Annotated in this window: 11 protein-coding genes; 6 read left to right on the forward strand and 5 right to left on the reverse strand. The window is 60.3% G+C overall.

The window, feature by feature from the left end; translation table 11 throughout:
* Positions 1-9: 9 nt before the first annotated feature.
* Complete coding sequence (locus BLQ01_RS09350; protein ID WP_091551347.1) at positions 10-2,181, reverse strand: cytochrome P450/oxidoreductase; 2,172 nt, start codon at positions 2,179-2,181, stop codon at positions 10-12.
* 356 nt (positions 2,182-2,537) lie between these two features.
* Positions 2,538-3,350: an IclR family transcriptional regulator gene (locus tag BLQ01_RS09355; RefSeq protein WP_091551348.1), complete on the reverse strand. Its 813-nt coding sequence runs from the start codon at positions 3,348-3,350 to the stop codon at positions 2,538-2,540.
* A 248-nt stretch (positions 3,351-3,598) separates the two neighbouring features.
* Here BLQ01_RS09355 and BLQ01_RS09360 point away from each other — a divergent pair, with 248 nt between their 5' ends.
* From BLQ01_RS09360 to BLQ01_RS09375, 4 genes are all read left to right on the forward strand, one after another.
* Positions 3,599-4,438, forward strand: a complete 840-nt coding sequence (locus tag BLQ01_RS09360) for a hypothetical protein (protein WP_091551350.1) — start codon at positions 3,599-3,601, stop codon at positions 4,436-4,438.
* A gap of 79 nt (positions 4,439-4,517) precedes the next feature.
* Complete coding sequence (locus BLQ01_RS09365) at positions 4,518-7,586, forward strand: FAD-binding and (Fe-S)-binding domain-containing protein (protein WP_091551351.1); 3,069 nt, start codon at positions 4,518-4,520, stop codon at positions 7,584-7,586.
* The gene (locus BLQ01_RS09370) at positions 7,583-9,073 is read left to right on the forward strand and encodes an NAD-dependent succinate-semialdehyde dehydrogenase (protein ID WP_091551353.1); all 1,491 of its coding nucleotides are present in this window, start codon (positions 7,583-7,585) and stop codon (positions 9,071-9,073) included. Before BLQ01_RS09365 ends, BLQ01_RS09370 begins: the two co-directional genes overlap by 4 nt.
* Positions 9,074-10,051: 978 nt before the next feature.
* Positions 10,052-10,417 (forward strand): transposase, encoded by a 366-nt coding sequence (locus tag BLQ01_RS09375; RefSeq protein ID WP_091551355.1) that lies wholly within the window; start codon positions 10,052-10,054, stop codon positions 10,415-10,417.
* A 510-nt stretch (positions 10,418-10,927) separates the two neighbouring features.
* Here the strand turns inward: BLQ01_RS09375 and BLQ01_RS09380 are convergent.
* Genes BLQ01_RS09380 through BLQ01_RS09390 form a run of 3 tightly spaced genes read right to left on the reverse strand, consistent with a single transcriptional unit; the run spans position 10,928 to position 14,871 of the window.
* Positions 10,928-11,911: an extracellular solute-binding protein gene (locus tag BLQ01_RS09380; RefSeq protein ID WP_091551356.1), complete on the reverse strand. Its 984-nt coding sequence runs from the start codon at positions 11,909-11,911 to the stop codon at positions 10,928-10,930.
* A gap of 30 nt (positions 11,912-11,941) precedes the next feature.
* Positions 11,942-13,660 (reverse strand): ABC transporter permease, encoded by a 1,719-nt coding sequence (locus tag BLQ01_RS09385; protein WP_091551358.1) that lies wholly within the window; start codon positions 13,658-13,660, stop codon positions 11,942-11,944.
* Complete coding sequence (locus tag BLQ01_RS09390; protein ID WP_091551359.1) at positions 13,657-14,871, reverse strand: ABC transporter ATP-binding protein; 1,215 nt, start codon at positions 14,869-14,871, stop codon at positions 13,657-13,659. Before BLQ01_RS09390 ends, BLQ01_RS09385 begins: the two co-directional genes overlap by 4 nt.
* 734 nt (positions 14,872-15,605) lie before the next feature.
* Here BLQ01_RS09390 and BLQ01_RS09395 point away from each other — a divergent pair.
* Positions 15,606-16,364 carry an IclR family transcriptional regulator gene (locus BLQ01_RS09395; RefSeq protein ID WP_091551361.1) on the forward strand — a complete coding sequence of 253 codons (759 nt, stop codon included), beginning with the start codon at positions 15,606-15,608 and terminating at the stop codon, positions 16,362-16,364.
* Positions 16,365-16,402: 38 nt separating this feature from the next.
* Positions 16,403-16,897 carry an HtaA domain-containing protein gene (locus BLQ01_RS09400; protein ID WP_091551362.1) on the forward strand — a complete coding sequence of 165 codons (495 nt, stop codon included), beginning with the start codon at positions 16,403-16,405 and terminating at the stop codon, positions 16,895-16,897.
* Positions 16,898-17,142: the final 245 nt, after the last annotated feature.

A 17,142-nucleotide genomic window follows, 5' to 3' on the forward strand; every position in this document is an offset into this window, starting at 1 on the left:
GTCATCGAGTTACCAGTCGACCACCAGGCGATCGGTCATGGACTTGGAGACGCAAGCGGCCATAAGTGTATTGGATTCCTGTTCCTTTTTTGAGAGGAAGGAGTCCCGGTGATCAGGAACTCCCTCCAGAACATTCGTGATGCAGGAGCTGCAGGTCCCTTCAAAGCACGCACCGGGTATCGTTACACCCACCTCAGCGCAGGCATCGATTATGGACTGGCCGGGCTGCACGGAGACATCGAGGTTGGATCTCTCGAGGTGCACGGTGAATGCTTCATGCGATCCCGCCGCTCCCTGACGGGCACCGGGCTTGGGCGCAAACCACTCGGCGTGCAGGTCCCTTCCGGCGCGGTTGGCGGCCTCCTCAAGGCCTATAAGGAAACCCTGGGAGCCACACGCATAGATTGCCGCTCGTTCATCTGTCGTGGAGATGACGGAGTCGAGGTCGGGGCGTCCCTTTTCGGACGTGAAGTGTACCCGCGTCTGCCCATATCGCTCGAGCAGATCGAGATAAGCGAGCCGGGATTTGCTCCGCCCAACGTAGTCCAAGCGCCACGGGATGCCGCGCTGCTGGGCCGCTTCAATCATTGGCAGGATGGGTGTAATGCCGATCCCGCTCGCGAAAAAGTGGTAGCTTTCTGCATCTTCCAGCGCGAAGTTGGTACGCGGCCAGCGGACCCTGACCTTATCGCCTACTTTCAGTCTGTGGATCATCGCGGAGCCGCCGCGCCCGTTTTCCTCGCGCAACACCGCGATCCGCCAGTGGCTTCGGTCTGACGGTCCGTTTACCAGTGAGTACGACCGGACAATGTCCCCGGGCAGCACCAGGTCGACGTGTGCCCCAGCCGTCCATTCGGGAAGCTCTGCGCCCTCCCTGGTGCGCAGCTCAATCTCATTAGTGAGATCGGCTACGGGGCGGACCGCAGCAATATTCATGACCATCTCGTTGTATCCGGCCCGTATGACGGTGCCGGTCAGGTCCAGGGAGCGCGGAATGAAACGGACGGGGAGTTTGGCCGGGCCGAGATGAGTCCACGTGCTCCACTCTGGCTCACCGGTCAATTCAAAGTCGTCTGTCATGGAGAGCAACTCTTCGACGGCGATGCGCAGCTGCTCGCGTGCGAGAGAGGCCCCTACGCAGCGATGCGGGCCGAAACCAAACGCGATGTGGGGATTTGGCTTGCGATCAAAATCCACCTGGTCAGCGTTCTCGAACTTGCGGTCGTCGAGGTTCGCCGCCGATACCATCAGGCCAACCCGGGATCCCTTGGGGACCACTCGTCCCTCAATTTCGACATCACGCGTTGTCTTGCGGCCAACGAGGCGGACCGGTGTCCACACGCGCAGCATCTCCTCGATCGCCTGAGGAATCAGCTTGGGCTCGGCCCTGAGCCGCTTCTGGGCATCCGGAGTCGTGGCGAGATGTCGGATGATGCTTCCGAGCATGTTAGTCGTCGTGCCGTGACCAGCCTGGAGGAACAACCGGATCGTGCCCACGATGTCATCATCAGTGAGCCGCTTCCCGTCGACCTCCTCATAGATCATGGCGCTGATGACGTCGTTCGGGTCGTGCGGCGCCTTCTTACGGGCCTTGAGGACCCCGTAGATGTACTCGTAGATCTCATCATTTGCAGCCTTGTGCGTCGCAGTATCACCTGCCGCTCCCGCATCGATAATCCGGTTGATCGTCGTTTTGATGCGCTCCGCGTCCTCGACCGAGATGCCAAGAAAAATGCATTGCACCTGGATCGGCATGAAAAAAGTAAAGGAGGCCACCGCGTCGGTCTCGCCCAAGGAAACGCACCGCCCGATCAGGTCACGTGCGGTCCTGCGGATCACCGGTTCGATGCGACGGATGTATTCGGGCGTGAAGAACCTGTTCAGCAGGTCGCGGTAAGCCGTGTGGAAGGGCGGATCAACTTCAGCGGGTGCCCTAGGGGGTCGATCCGGGGTAGTGGCGTCAGGAATCGGGGTCTTCTGTGCACTGGTGAAGGTATGCCAATCCAGAGCAGCCTCGGTCACGTCCTTGAAGCGTGTCAAGGCATAAAAGCCTTCAAATCGATCGCTCCAAGCCACCGGGCACTCGTCACGCAACCGGGAATAAACGGCTCGCGGATCACTATGGTTCTCCGGTGCGAGAGGATCCCAGTCCTCAGATGGATCCGAAATTGGGGACGGCATGAAACTCACCTTTCCTTGGCGTTTGACGTCATTGTCGCCCGGTCAGACATAGTCGAGATCCGGGCGTTCGGGTCGGCAGGAACTCTTCCAACGGTGAGATCTTTTAGTCTGGAGCGCCTTGCCTATAAGACAGGTGAAAGTGCTTCTGCTCACCATCGAGCATATCCCGCATTGTGAGATAACGTCAATTGCCCTTCGCGAAGTGCGGTGACCAGTTTGCCTGCGCTGGCTTGGTTAAGCACTAGCCCTGACCAACTTGGGAGCAGTTTCTATTTTGTGGATTTGGATGTCATCGGCTACCCCGCCCCCGAGATACGCTGGACGGCGCGGTTCACTCGACAGTCCTGTAACCGCGGCTAGGAGTCGCGCTGGTTTTCCATCATCCGTTCTGAGATGGTCGTCGCTGCCTGCTTGACGGCCAGGACTGCGCGCTGGACGTCGACGTCCCGCCGTTGGTGCTCATCCCAGGCGACACCCACGCTCCCAAGTGCTGTCTTTTGATCGGTGAGGATGGGAGCGGCGACGCTGTAGACCCCGGGGTTGAACTCCCCCCTGGTCAAGAGGTAGCCGTCCTTCTTGATTTCACCTAGGGCCGCACGAAAGTCCTTCCATGTGCCGCCCAGGCCGGCGTCCCCAATCTCCTGGCCCTGACGGGCATAGATTGCTTTGAGCCGGTAATGCGGCAGATAGGCCAGGATGACCTTCGAGACCGAACCCTTAAACAGCGGGCGCCGCTGCCCACGGCTGAACCGGTTCTCCGGGCTCGTCGGTGCCCGGGCCTCGCCCACACACAGGACCGCATCACCATATGCAGTGCACAGAAGAGCCGAGTGCCCAATCCTGTCCACCAGATCCTCAAGCACCCCACGGCTTGCCAGCAGCAGCGGGTCCGTCAGTCGAATCCGCAGGTCCATCTCGATAATCCCCGGGCCGAGGCTGTAGAAGCCGTTGCGAACTGAGGTGAGCAGCCCCGCATCATGCAGAGTCTTGATGTAGCGGTATCCCGTCGACCTGGACGTCTCCAAAGCGTCGATGATCGCAGCCGTTGACCACACAGGTTCGGACTCGCTGAACAGGTGCAGGACGTTGAGCATCTTAGCCAAGCTGCTCGCACTGTCCGAGCCCGCAGCTACATCGCCTTCACCGTGCGCCAAATCGCGTTCTTTCATGATTCTGAGCCCATCCTTCTTATCCTGACCCGGCAAGCGCCACGCTCTTTAGTCGATCTTAAAGTCTCGCAATACAGGACGCCAAAGACCAGACGCGGTAGAAATCCTCTCTACTCTTGAAGGATATCCCGCCATATGGGATACTCTTAATACGGTTCCTGGCCCGGCACGGATTGCAGCGGGCGGGCCGGGTTCCATCCATCGGCTCTTGCCGGGGATGACATCGACTTTTGTGAAGGAGCAAGAGAATGCGCGTCAGCAAGTCAGCCGAAACAGACAGCGAACGAGTCGGAACAATGCGTGAGGGAACGCTGGACCAGAAGCACCTGCTCTTCGGTGAAGACGGTTCGCCAAACAACTTTGACCTGAACATGGGCCTCACCGGCAGCGGCGGCTGGGGAACTCCCAGGCACCGGCACAATTTCGACCAAATTCGGTACGTCATTGAGGGCAGGCTGCCCTACACGGAAGAGGACGTCCTGGAACAGGGATGGGTCGGGTACTTCCCCGAAAGTGTTTACTACGGCCCGCAGGCGCGTGCCGAGGGCCTTCGGACGATGGTCCTGCAGGCTGGCGGCGCAAGCGGCGGCGGCTACCTCAGCGTGGCCCAGCGTGAAGCAGGCAACGCCGAGCTGGCCAAGACCGGGGAGTTCAAGAAAGGCCTCTACCACTACACCGATGCCAACGGCGAGGCACAGACCATAGATGGCTCGCAGGCGATCTTCGAGCACGCCACCGGGCGCAAGCTCGAGTTCGCGACACCGCGGTACCAGGACGTCATCGCCATGAACCCCGAAGCCTACGACTGGCTCCCCTCAGCCGACCAAGGTGTTTCACAGAAGTGGCTGGGAAGCTTCACCGAACGCAACCTGCGAATCGGATTCCTGAAACTGGAAGCCGGCGCCGTGTACCAGGCAGGCCAGCACCCCTCCATCGAAATCCTCTTCCAGATCAAGGGCAAGGTAACAGCCGGCGGCGAAAAATACGGGCCCGAAACCGGCTACGAATTCCTGGCCAACGAAGGCCCCGTACCCCTCGAAGCCATCGAACCCACCGAGTTCCTCCGCGCGGTACTCCACACCTTCTGAGCCAACACGGGGCAACACGGGCCAATCCGGCGCCGTGTTGCCCCGCATGTTGCCCGCTTTAAGAGAAAGAACTCAGCTCATGACCCCTTCGGCTAGCCGTCCGCTGTTGCACGGCCCCGAGCCGTTGCCACACCGGACCTTCATCGTGGGCCCATCAGCGGACCCATTGGACGGTGCCGTCGTCGAGGATTCCAGTCCGGTGACGGCGTTGCTCGGCAAACTCGCTGAGGCAGGGGTTCCGGTGGACGCCTCGGCGCGGAGGCTTTCTGAGTATTCCTACGACGCATCAAACTACCGGGTTCAACCACTCGCGGTCGCGTTCCCCCGGACCGTTGAAGATGTCGTCGCCGCGGTGGCGTCCTGCCGGGCCACCGGCATCCCCCTCATTGCCCGAGGGGGCGGGACGTCCATGGCCGGTAACGCCGTCGGCCCCGGGCTCATCCTGGACTTCTCTCGGCACATGAACCATGTATTTGCCATTGATGAAGCGACCGGGACGGTCAACGTAGAGCCTGGCGTCATCCTCGCGTCCTTGTCCCGTGAGGTGGAACAAGCCACGGAGGGCCGCTGCACATTCGCGCCGGACCCGTCGTCAAAGAACCGCGCCACGGTAGGTGGAGCGATCGGTAACGATGCCTGCGGCAACCACTCGGTCCGCTACGGGCGCACTTCGGATCATGTATCAGAGATTGACCTGGTCACCTCTGATGGAGCGCGATTGACCGCGACTGAGACAGGACTGCGGGCCACGCATCCCGATGACTCGTTTTCTGTCGCGAGGGCAGAGGCTCTCGCGACTTCCCTAGCCCAAATGGCGCAGGAGAACCTGAGCACATTCCGTCTCGAATTCGGCTGCATTCCCAGGCAGGTTTCCGGCTATCACCTCGAGAATCTCCTGCCGGAAAAGAAGTTCAATATCGCCCGTGCCGTGGTCGGTTCCGAGGGGACGTGGGCCATCGTTGTCGGGGCCCGCATGAAGCTCGTGCCTAAACCGGCCGCGGCGCTGCTCGTCTGCCTTGGCTACGAGGACGTCGTCGACGCCGCCCGCGATATCCCCGCGATCCTCGAGTTTTCGCCGGCCGCCGTCGAGGGCACCGATGAAGCCATCGTCGACACCATGAGGCATCGTCGTGGACCCAATTCGGTCCTTGGCCTGCCCGAGGGGCGGGCATGGCTCTTCGTGGACCTCGATGGTGACGACATCAACTCCGTCCGCGCCCAAGCGGAACTGCTGCTCACCCGGCTGGCCCAAGACGGCCGGCTCGTGCAGGGCCGTTTGGCCCCCGACCCCGCTGAGCGTGCTTCGCTCTGGCGGGTCCGGGAAGACGGGGCCGGACTGTCCTCCCGGCTCGCCTCGGGCGGAGAGTCATGGCCGGGCTGGGAGGACTCGGCGGTCGCGCCCGAGCGGCTTGCCGACTACCTCGCTGACCTCCGCGGGCTCCTGGCCGAGCACAATCTCACCGGAGTGATGTACGGACACTTCGGGGCCGGGTGCATGCACGTCCGCATCACTTACGACCTGCGCAGCGAGGAAGGCCGCGAGGTTTTCCGCACATTCACCCGGCGGGCCGCGGAACTCGTTGTCCGGCATGGTGGCTCGTTGTCCGGCGAGCACGGTGACGGCCGTGCCCGGTCCGAACTTCTGCCCCTGATGTACTCCCCGGATGTGATGGCCGCTTTCTCCGAGTGCCGACGCCTGTGGGACCCAGTGGGCATCCTTAACCCGGGTTCCATGACCGATCCCGACCCCATGGACGCCCACCTTGCCCTCGCAGGTATTCCGGACCGGGAATGGCGCACTAGCTTCGACCTGCGCCCGGTGGGATCCTCCGGGACAGACCCGTGGGTTCAATCGGTCCAGGGCTGCATCGGCGTTGGCCGGTGCCGAGCAGACAGTGGCGGGGTGATGTGCCCGAGCTACAAGGCCACCCGGGACGAGAAGGATTCGACACGAGGTCGTTCCCGGGTCCTGCAGGACATGGTCCGGGGTGCGCGCACGGTCGAGGAGGGCTGGAAGTCGGAGGAGGTCCGGGAGGTGCTGGACCTTTGCCTGGCGTGTAAGGCCTGCTCGACCGACTGCCCGGCAGGGGTGGACATGGCCACCTACAAGTCAGAATTCTTCGACCACTACTACCGCGGCCGCCTGCGCCCGCTGGCACACTTCTCCCTGGGCTGGCTCCCGCGATGGCTTAAACTGACTGGCCGCATGTCGGGTCTCGTCAACGCCGTACTCGCAACCCCACTGGGCAAAGTCGCGGCCGCGGCGGGCGGGCTTACCACAAAGCGCGCACTTCCGCGGTTCGCCGGCGCGGGGGAGTGGCGGCGGGAGGTAACCAACGCAGGCATCGGCGCAGCCAGCCAGGCCGACAGCGGGGACTCAGTAGTCCTGTTTGTGGACACGTTCACGCGGGGCTTCCGGCCCGAGGTCGCCGGCGCTGCCGCCCGCGTCCTTGCCGACGCGGGCAACACAGTCGAATGCTCGGCGGACGCCTGCTGCGGCCTGACATGGATCTCCACTGGTCAGCTTGGTACCGCGAAGCGGCTGCTGTCCCGGGCCGCGGAAGTGCTCGATGACGGCACCGACCGGCCAATCGTCGTCGTCGAGCCGAGCTGCGCTGCCGCTCTCCGTAAGGATTTGCCTGAACTCGTTCACACCGAGCAGGCCAAGCGGGTCGCCGCGCGCGTGCGCAGCTTCGCCGCACACGCCGCGGACCGAGTGGCCTCAGGATGGATACCCTCCCCGGCAAGGCCCGCACCTCAGCAGGCTGTGCTCCAGACGCACTGCCACGAGTACTCGGTCTTTGGAGCTGCCGCCCAACGGACCACGCTCACGGCGGCCGGCGTGGCCCAGGTCATCGATGCAGACGGCTGCTGTGGCGTGGCCGGCAACTTCGGCTTCGAAGCCAACCACTACGAGGTCAGCATGCAGGTTGCCGAGAACGCGCTTGCCCCGGCGCTCAGGGCCACAGGTCACGACGTCGCCGTACTTACTGACGGATTCTCCTGCGCCAGGCAAATCGACCAGCTCGACGCCACAAGACCCGGCCTGCACCTGGCCCAAATCCTCGACCCAGGCCCGGGTACCGTGCCTGGCTCGTCTTCCACCACAAAAGACCACCACACGAAGGAAACAGAGGAACTCCCATGACCACCAATGTCAGCGACCCCAGCGTCTCAGAGCGAGCACGCGAGGTCATCGCCAAAGTCAGCACGGGCCTCTTCATCGACGGGAAGTGGGGCGAAGCCGCCTCCGGTGCCCGCTTCGACGTCATCAATCCCGCGACCGAGGAAGTCATCGCCACCGTGGCCGACGGCGGTCCCCAGGACGCACTGAGGGCCATCGAAACCGCAGGCCGCGTCCAAAAGGACTGGGCGAGGACCAGCCCCCGTGAGCGAAGTGAAATCCTGCGCCGCGCCTACGACCTCGTCATGGCCCGACAGGACGACATCGCCCTCATCATGACCACTGAAATGGGCAAGCCGCTCGCAGAGGCCAAAGGCGAGATCGCGTACGCCGCCGACTACTTTCGCTGGTTCTCAGAAGAAGCCGTTCGCATCGGCGGCGACCAGACGACATCCGGCGACGGCAAGACCCGTATCCTCGTCTCGCGCGAACCAGTCGGCCCCTGCATTCTCGTCACCCCCTGGAACTTCCCGCTCGCCATGGGGATGCGCAAAATTGGGCCGGCCATCGCCGCCGGCTGCACGATCGTGTTCAAGCCCGCAGCCCTCACACCGCTCACGTCCCTGGCTCTCGTGGACATCCTGGCCGAAGCAGGGCTCCCGGCCGGGGTACTGAACGTCGTATGTACGACGAAAGCATCCTCGGTGGTTTCACCTTGGATGTCGAGCGGCATCGCCCGCAAAATCAGCTTCACTGGCTCTACCGAGGTTGGCGTCCGCCTGCTCGAGCAGGCTGCCCAGCACGTGATGCGCTCGTCGATGGAGCTGGGAGGCAATGCCCCCTTCCTCGTCTTTGAAGACGCCGACCTTGACCGTGCTGTAGAGGGAGCGGTTGCGGCAAAAATGCGCAATATGGGTGAAGCGTGCACTGCTGCCAACCGGATCTTCGTCCAACGTCCCATCGCCGAGGAATTCGGCCGCCGACTCGCCGCACGTCTGGGTTCCCTCTCCGTGGGCGACGGTATCGAGTCCGGGACCCAGGTCGGCCCGCTCGTGGAGGACAAAGCCCTGCGAAAGGTCCAGGAACTAGTCGACGATGCCGTCACAAAGGGCGCCAAGATCCTCTGCGGTGGGACCAGGCCAGACCGCCCGGGCTACTTCTACTCACCCACGGTCCTCACAGATGTTTCAGCCGAGTCTTACCTCATGACTGAAGAAATTTTTGGCCCAGTGGCACCCGTCATTGCGTTCGACACGGAGGAAGAGGCGATCGCCCGGGCCAATGACACCCCGTTTGGTCTGGTGGGATACCTGTTCACCCAGGACGTGGACCGTGGCTTCCGTGTAGGGGAAGCCCTTGAGGTCGGCATGCTCGGACTAAACACCGGCATTGTCGCTAACGCTGCCGCTCCCTTCGGGGGAGTCAAAGCATCGGGCTTGGGCCGCGAGGGCGGGCGCGTCGGTATTGAGGAGTTCCTCGAGTACAAGTACGTAGCCGTTCCCCGGACGTAATGTGCTGTCCGCCAGGCCGCGGCCGCCAGACCTTAGGTCTTTGAGCGGCGAAAAGGCACCGCTCAAAGACCCAGGGTCCTCGAACCGGTCACTGGGATCGCCGCAGAACTGCCACCACCTCGAGTAACCTGGCCTCCAGGTTGGATCCGGCGTACCACCGTACGGAAGTTTCCGTCAATCGGCCCGCGAGTCTGCCGATGGTTTAACCGCCCTTGGCGGATAAGAATTGCTACGGCGCTCTGAGTCTGACGCCGTGGTTGCAGCCGCTTGTGCAGCCGCGTGGTGCGGGAGGAATGAGACCAGGACCTCTTTGAATTGGTATCGACCACCCGTCAGCAACGAGAATAACTCTATGTCTTGTTCCGCTGGCCGGTGTTGCACGCACAGACGCGCTACTCGGTGTCGAGGCATACGCCAGCTCCGTCACGGCGACCGGAAGTGCCTCGTCCTGGGCGTCGAGATCGGCGAGGAGGTCACTGGCTGTCCGGACTGCGACGTCTTTGCCGTGAGGCTTGGCCGACGGCGGGTTCGGCTTCATGACATCCCCTGTTTCGGCATGCGAGTCATGCTGTTGTGAGCCAAGCGTGTCCGGCACTGCCCGAGAACGACCTTCACCGAGGACCGTGCACTGGCAGGTCCGAGAGCGAGACTCACTGCCCGCGCTGTGGCCTGGGCGACGAACGCGTTGGGCGGATTGAGCATGTGTGGCCCCACACAGATCCGCCCGACACCGGCATGGTAACCGGAGATCGTGGACCGCACCGCGACGAGAACGGCGTGGGTTCATGACAGGTTGCCGGACCTCATCGCGGGCCGCCCCGGGAATGCCTACGCGGACTGGCTCACACTCCGCGGTCCTATATTCACCGCGGGGATCAAGACCGTCGCGGGCCGCGGAACCCGTTCCGCGGCCCGCGACGAACTGCCCGGAGCCATCATCGTCCTGGCCGCCTTCCACGTCGTCAAACTCTCCCGGCCATGGTGGATGAAGTACGTCGCCGGGTCCAGCAGGACATCCTCGGGCACCGCGGCCGCAAAGGTGACCCGCTCTACGGCATCCGCCGGACGCTGCAGATCGGCGCCGAACACCTCACTGACAAGCAGTCCCCCAGACTGGACGCGAAATTCATCGCTCGGGACCCTGACCACGAAGTCACTTTGGGCGTGGAATTGCTATCAGACCGCAATATTTGTCACGCCCGGCCTGATCGGGGCAGGAAACTCGTGAACGAGGTCATTGCATCGTTCCCGTCCTGCCCGATCCCGGAAGTCGCTTGCCTCGGCCCGGTCATTCAAACAACGGAAGACCACGTCCTGGCCTACTTCAACACGAACGGCGCCTGAAGCAGTCCCACAGAGGCGATCAACGGCGTCAGCAAAACCAACCCGCAGGATAGCGCTAGGCTTCCGGAACTTCACCAACTACCGACTCAGATGCCTACTCGCAGGCGGCGGGCACTGGTACTACCGGATGAAACAGACCAACCGCGCCTAATGCGAAGGGCCGGTTAGCCATTTCCAGGCCCAGGGGTCTGTGAAGAATCGGATGCTACGGACAGTCCGCCTGAGCTCACCATCAGCCTCATCCACCTGCGGAGACTGCCCTGGAACCATGCTTGGATCATCGAGCGGGGAGTCAGGCTCCACGAGCCAACAGGGCGACCACACGTAGGCGTGGCGCGGCTGGGTTATCACCCCCGGTCGATGGCTTCCGCTCAATACCGCCACTGGCGGGCCGCTCAGGTTTCCTTCACCGAGCCGGAATAGCGACACAATGAGCCTATATTGAGACATGCGTATGGCCAGCCTCCCTGACTTTCAAAATCGGAGAGGCTGGCCACGCAGAGCCAAGTTTTACCGGAAAATGGTGTTGAAACGCTCACCCCACTTAGCAATAACTTCTGGAGTTATCTTTTTGGGATCGAGAATCTGCATCTTACTGACGTCGATAGCACCTTCAATGCCGTCCAGTGGGCTACCACCGTACCCGCCGCCGTTGAATGCTTTCTGACCTTCAGGGGACATGTAAAAATCCATGACCACTTTGGCCGCGGCTTGGTTCTTCGAATTATTCAGGATCGCCGAATAGAAGCTGACAGCAAAGCCGTCTTCCGCCAGCCAGTAATCGACAGGCGCTCCCGCCGCCTGAAGCTCAAGGATCGGCGCTGGCGACGACATCATTGCGACACCAACCTCACCCGATCCCACCGCTTGGGTAAGGGGAACCGTAGTTGGATAGAACACGGGGTTTTGAGCTGCGACCTTTTCCAGGAAGTCTGGCCCGTTCTGGTCCTCAAGATACTGGAGGTATCCGGACATCGAGACATCGATGCCATCCCGGAATCCAAGAGTTCCCTTGGTTTCCGGAGCGAGGAGCGAATCCCAAGAGTGAAATCCGTTAGGGAACTTGTTGGTATTCCATACGATGTAGCTGTGAGGGTTAACCCCGATGGCAGGGACTAGACCTTCGATTCCCCAGAGCGGCCAGTCAGAGGCATAGTCGCCCTTAAGGAGGTTCTGTTCGTTGTCGACGAACCACTGCTGTGAGGTAGAGATAAAGATGTCTGCCCCGGCAGATCCACTGTCCATTTCGGCTTCGACGCGAGGGATGAGGTCAGGTCCACCTCGTGTGATTTTCAGATCGATTTCCGAGTGAGCCTTTTCAAACGCCTTTTCGAAGCGTTCGTTCTGAGTGGGGGTGGATGTTGTGTAGATCTGCACAATTCCACTAGGCCCGTCTGAGCTAGCGCCTGGGGATCCACCACTGCATCCGGTGAGGGCCAACGCAAATACTCCGACGGTAATAGCACCTTTTGCAGCTCGACCAATACGTTTCATAACTATCTCCTTTGATTCGTTAAGTACTAATTACATCTTTTCGAAGGCTCGGCTCCCGCCGAGGAGCACGCCGAGTATTACGCCGATAGCCGTGATAGCTGACATGAAAAGCGCCATGACTGCGACTTGTGGGTAACTGCCGCCGGCGAAGGCATCAAAAAGCAGCACAGACAGGACCGTGACATCAGGTGCGCGCAGAAGAAGGGAAACCCCGAACTCATGAATGATCAGGATGAACATAATGACCGTTGATGAAGCGATGCCTGATCGTGCAAGCGGGATGATCACCTGTAGGAACGTGCGCATCTGGCTTGCGCCTGACACGTTGGAAGCTTCAGTGGTGTGCCTACCGATCTGCACAAGGGTCGCGAGCTGGTATCGCACGGAATAGGGGATCATGAGGATCGTGTAGGCAGCAATGAGGCTTCCGATTGAGCCGTAGACACCCGTTTGGGAGAACACAAACAGGAATCCGAAACCCATGAGCGATGCGGGAAGGGTTAACGGCAGGTTTGCTGCAGTGTCCATCACGCTCCCGATGGGTGCCCACATACGGTCTCTGTTGTAGAGCCCGATCGCGATAACCATGCCTACTGGTATGGAAATAAGCACTGCTGATACTGCGGCGACAAGGGTTGTTTGTACTGAATCCCAGAAATCGGAGTCCTCCAACACAGTTGTGAAGTGTTGAGTGGTAAACGAGTCCATCGAAGGTGTTCCAGTCCAGAACTGTGAGAACGCCACGACGACAGTCGCAAGGATTGGCAGGATTGCCGCGAACAGGGCGAACAGAATGATGATCGTCGCCCCGACCACATTTGTGACGGTTGTGGGGTCTGCTGCCTTCGTGGAACTGATTGTTCCCACGAATCTATTCTGGTTCCCTACCGCTCGCCTTTGGAAAACCACAAGGAAAATCGCCACAACGATGAGTGGTGTGCCGAGCCCCGCCACAACCGGGTAATCAACGGGGTATTGCTCCGTCATCTCGAACATTCTGGTCGTGATGACATCTAGGCCCTCACGCCGCCCAAGCATCAGCGGGCCGGTGAACTGTCCGAGCGCAAGAAGGAAGGCAACAACTGCCGCGTAAATCAGGGAGGGGCGCAGTAGTGGCAGAGTGACAGTGAAGAGTGTGCGCATACTACCGGCACCATTGACCCGAGCAGCCATGGCGTAGTCGTTACCGAGGTTCCTTAAGCCGGTATAGACAAACAGGTAAACGAAGGAAGTCAGGTTAACGCCGGTATAGACGATGATCCAGGAAGGCTGATAGACGTTGATTGGACCTGTCGTTCCATCGAAGAACGGTGTGGCTCGCAGAATACTGTTGACGTAGCCATTTTCCGGGGAAAATAGGAACACGAATCCGACAACGTGGGCGACTGCCGGGATCACCATCGGAGTGATCGGCAGGAAGGACAGATATCGTCTTAGCTTGGGCGAGAGGGAGTGCATACACAATGCCAGAAGGACGCCGAGAACCATCGCAACGGCAAGAGCTCCGACGCCCAGGGTGAGAGTTGTCCAGAGCATTTCGCCGTAGTCACGTAGACCCATTGATTCACGGAGGCCCTTTGCGTTATCCGTAAAGGCACGAATCTGCAGAGGTAGGGCCGGCAGAAGAACAGCGCCCAGCACAACGACGCTGACAATAACCCATGGTAGCTGAGGCTTTAATTCGCGTAGTCGGGCCGCCGGCTTGCGAGGGGGAGACGTTTTGTTGATGACCTGCTGATCGACAGTCATGATCGAACCCCAACGGAGCTAGGATCAAACCACTGACTAACAAGCTCACCCGCAGCGTCATAGCATAGGGCGTCATGTAGGTCGATGCCAATATCAACCTGGTCGCCCCCCACAAACGCCTGGGCCCCGTTTTTTACAGCGGCGAAGAGACGCGCCCCCGCTGAGTCAACCAGACATTCGAAACGTTCTGTTCCGGGAACTACTTCAAGAAGCTCACCATGAGTTAGCCATACAATCGATTCTCGTTCATTTGCGGCTCGCTCGAGAGCTTGATGACGCTCTCGCAGAAGTACGTTGTGATCTCGTAGGCGCAACGTGTAAGGGCCCGACAGGCCAGACGCCGCACGTACCTTTAGCTTTTCTCCACGGTAGAAAGCAGCACCGGAGCTATCGACATCGATCTCCAGTTTGTTCCGGGCGCCGAGGAAGTCGGCCACGTACTCGGTCGCGGGTCGGTCGTAAACCTCGTTGGGTCGGCCAATCTGTTCGATAAGCCCCGCATTCATCACGGCCACACGAGTGCCAAGGGCAATAGCCTCGTCCTGGTCGTGCGTAACATGAATCGCAGTGAAAGCCAGCTCCCGGTGCAGCAGCCGCAACTGTGCCCGCAGCTCGATACGCAACAAGGCGTCCAAATTGCTCAAAGGTTCGTCCAGCAGCATCAATGAAGGCCTAGCAGCCATAGCACGTGCAAGTGCAACACGCTGCTGCTGACCGCCACTGAGCTCAGGCGGGTAACGCTCAGCCAGCTGATCGCACTGGACAACCCGAAGGGCTTCCTCTACACGGCCTGACTGTAAGGCTTCCTTTTTCCCCTTAGCCTTCAATGGATACGCCACGTTCTGCTTCACCTTCATATGCGGCCACAGAGCATAGTTCTGAAAAACCATCCCAAGATCACGCTTATGCGCCGGGGTGAAATGACCCGTATTTCCATCAAAGATCTCACTTTTACCAAGGACCAAACGACCAGAAGTGGGCCGCTCCAACCCCGCGATACACCGCAATAGTGTGCTCTTCCCACACCCGCTAGGGCCGAGCAGAACCAAGAACTCCCCATCAGCCACCTGAATATCGATGCCCTTCAACACGGGCACCTCGGTGCCGCGCCTCTGGAAAGTCTTCGTCAGTCCTTCAATGGAAAGACGCGTCTCATGGCCCAAAATCCCACCCGTAGGGGTGGTGTCGGCATCGGTGACGACATTGGTCATCTCTAAATCCCATCATCAGAATACGAACGTCTGTGTTCAGTGTCACATAAGGATATCTCATGGAGTGGGATTTTGTGAATGGGTAGAGAGGGGCCCATTTAGCCAGCTCGACGCCGGGCGCGGGCGGCCGGAACTGCTGGAGTGCCTGTGGAGTCACCACTCACCGGCCTGAGCTCTGGTGTCGCTCTCGCGTTGCCCGTCGTCGTCACCTATGCGGAAGGCGTTGCAGTCAGCCTCCTCAAATGACTGCAACATGAATCCGGGCTTTGCCCGAAGCTTCGAGTTGGATAACGGCTTAGCGGAGGGTGGCCTTGCGCGATGGCTGCTCCGTAGGCGGAGGGGGCGGGACGGTCAGAGACCTTGCCGTCTGGTGCGGGCTACTGATGGGCGCCAGCACCACCATGTCCGGCGAATCCGCGGACTTCATGACTAAGAACGAATCTTCCGCGCATAACTAGCCATTCAGCTACAGCAGTTGAATCAATTGTTAGGAGCAAACCCTTGGGCAGCGCCGGCCACACCTCTGGCGCGCGGCGGGATGTCATTGTGTCTATAGGGTTTCGAACCAGACTTAGCCATATCCTGTATTGTGAGACTTAATCAATTTTGAAAAGGCAAGGTGCGTTTTGTCGGCTAACACAAACGGGAGGGCGAGGACTCTGGCTGTAAGTGGGCATCCGACTGGCGCCGGCGAGACGGCGGCAGCTCCAGATAACGCAAACAGTCTTGCCAGAATGCTTCACATCCTGCACCTGTTCAGTGAGTCCGATCCCGTATGGTCAACGGCTGCGATCATCGACGCTCTGGAGACCTCCAGGTCGACGGGATACCGCTACATCAAGACACTGCACGACGCGGGGCTGCTCACCTCAGTTCGCAACGGCTTCTACAGCCTCGGCCCAGGGATTATCGAGATGGACCTGCGGATTCGACTGACGGACCCGCTGCTGCTGGCAAGCCGTGGGGTGCTTGAGGATCTGGTGGACAGGATTGGGCACTCGGCTCTTCTGTGCACTGCATATGGTGATGCGGTCCTGTGTGTGGGCGAGGCCCGGGCACCGAAGAGCCCGGAGAACCGGTTCAGCCGGGGACGTCGGCGCCCACTGTTTAAAGGGTCAGTGTCCAAGGTAATCCTGGCGTACCTGCCGCATTACCGACTCAAAGCAATCTACGCCCGTCAGGGCCAGGAGATTGGGAACGCCGGCCTGGGCGGCACATGGAAGGACTTTCGTGCGGCCCTGGGTGAAATCAAGAAGGACGGCTACCTCTTGACCAAGGGAGAGTTCAACCCCGGGGTCTACAGCGTCGCCGCTCCCATCCTCACCGACCAGAAGACAGCACTGGGCAGCGTGTGTGTCGCTTGGGACGAGAACAAGCGCCGTGACGTTGACGTCCAGCACGCAGTCCTCGCCGTCAAGCAAGCAGCAACGGCCATATCAGAACGCCTAATGGAGGAAGGCCGCGCTGATGGCCCTATAAGCGAGGTGCCATGAATGAACGCACTCGAAATGCCTAGTAAGGAGATCACATCATGACTGATGCCCGCCCCGATGTAGGCCTCGTCTGGGGAGTGAAAACGAGTTTTCTCAACTATCTCGGTCACACCGGTGACGCTACTACCACGGTGACAGGCTCAGCGGCTCCCACCGCTAGCGGTAAGTTCTACTTTGCGCCAGCCGTTGCCCCTCCTGTTGACACAACAGAAGAGACTGTGACTCTAAGATTCCTCGGGGGAGTGCAATTCCACGCGCACTTTGGGATGCTGCGAGTGGAGATACAGGATCCATGGGTTACTTTTTCAGCCGAGGGTTCTCGTCTAAGCATTGCCCTCCACGAACCGGCCAAGGAAGCCGTGAGGATTCCACTCCTCTCTTTGGAGCCCACAGTACCGACTGTTGCGAGCGGAGTCGCAATGTGGACCGGTGTTCCTTCTCGCCTCACCACGGAGGGCAGGTTCATCTTCCGCGACTTTTATCCCGCGGATGAATCATTCGATCCTTTGACCATCCGCGCCTTTTCACAATAGGACTGACGCGGCATCTCCGTTTGACCAGCACCTAAAACGGCCCGTCGTCCTCGAGTTCACGCTGCGACTGCACCCAAAGGAAGCGTCCTATACATGCTGCTTATATAACGGTAGGTCCGGGGGTGCCGCGCGGGAGCGGACGTATCGATTGCACTGAAGTGCCAAAAAGCTGCGTTTTGAAGGGGCCAAATGACAAGTCGTGAGTCTCGAGCGAACGTGCGAACGCTGCCAGTTGCTAATCCAGG

The sequence above is a fragment of the Arthrobacter sp. UNCCL28 genome (assembly GCF_900102805.1).
In the GTDB taxonomy this organism is placed as follows: domain Bacteria; phylum Actinomycetota; class Actinomycetes; order Actinomycetales; family Micrococcaceae; genus Arthrobacter; species Arthrobacter nicotinovorans_A.